Source organism: Tepidimonas aquatica (assembly GCF_007556585.1).
Lineage (GTDB): Bacteria > Pseudomonadota > Gammaproteobacteria > Burkholderiales > Burkholderiaceae_C > Tepidimonas > Tepidimonas aquatica.
This window is the reverse complement of sequence record NZ_VJNA01000083.1, coordinates 1-1,068: the sequence shown is the minus strand read 5'-3', so window position 1 is coordinate 1,068 and position 1,068 is coordinate 1. Positions and strand designations below refer to the sequence as shown.

The following is a 1,068-nucleotide window of genomic DNA, read 5'->3' as shown; positions in this document are numbered from 1 at the left end:
TGTCAGGTCCCGGACGATTGCATTGATCCGCGACGTCGTGCATTATTCATAGGTCGCGAGACGATGCGTGAGCTGATCGAGGAACTACGGAGGCAAAAGTCATGATGGTTCGACTGCACAAGAACGCCACCACGACCCCTGCGACCCGGCGCTACATCCAAAGCTCGAACCTGCCGGTGAGGCGTCTTGCCCGGGAACTCGGGGTGTCGGAGGACACCATCCGACGCTGGAAGAAACGCACCGACGTCGAAGATCGTCCGCACACGGCGCACCGTCTGCAGACGAACCTGACCCCGTTTCAGGAGGCGGTCGTGGTGGAGCTGCGCAGGACCTTGATGCTGCCTCTGGACGACCTGCTGGCTGTGGTTCGTGAGTTCATCACGCCGAACGTCTCTCGATCTGGCCTGGATCGCTGCCTGCGCCGCCACGGCGTCGGTTCGCTCAAGGCCCTGCAGCCCAAAGCGGAAAAGCCTGGGCACAAACCCTTCAAGTCCTATGAGCCGGGGTTCGTGCATCTGGACGTGAAGTACCTGCCGCAGATGCCCGACGAGGACAAACGCCGCTACCTCTTCGTGGCGATCGACCGGGCCACGCGTTGGGTGTTCGTGGCCATCTACCCGGAGAAGACAGCCGCCAACGCCCGGCGCTTTCTGAGCTCGCTCATCGAGGCGACCCCCTTTCGTCTGCACACGATCCTCACCGACAACGGCAAGGAATTCACCGACCGCTTCATCACCCGGGGAGAGCGCACCCCCACGGGAGCACATGCCTTCGATGAACTGTGCCAGGCGCTCGACATCGAGCATCGGCTGACCAAACCGCGCCGCCCGCAGACGAACGGCATGGTCGAGCGCTTCAATGGGCGCATCAGCGAGGTACTCGCCACCCATCGCTTCGACAGCCGCGAAGCGCTGGAGGCAACGATTCATCGCTACGTCTGGCTGTACAATCACCACATCCCCCAGAAAGCCCTGGGACATGTCCCGCCCATCGAGGCCATGAAAAGATGGTACAAAGAAAAACCGGAACTTTTCATAAAAGTGCCACGCAATCGTCCGGGACCTGACA

At 61.3% G+C, this 1,068-nt stretch carries 1 protein-coding gene; it reads left to right on the top strand.

Annotated elements, in window-relative coordinates:
- Nucleotides 1-101: 101 nt before the first annotated feature.
- On the top strand, nt 102-1,068 hold a 967-nt coding region (locus tag Taqua_RS13055; RefSeq protein ID WP_144326994.1), incomplete at its 3' end, for an IS481 family transposase.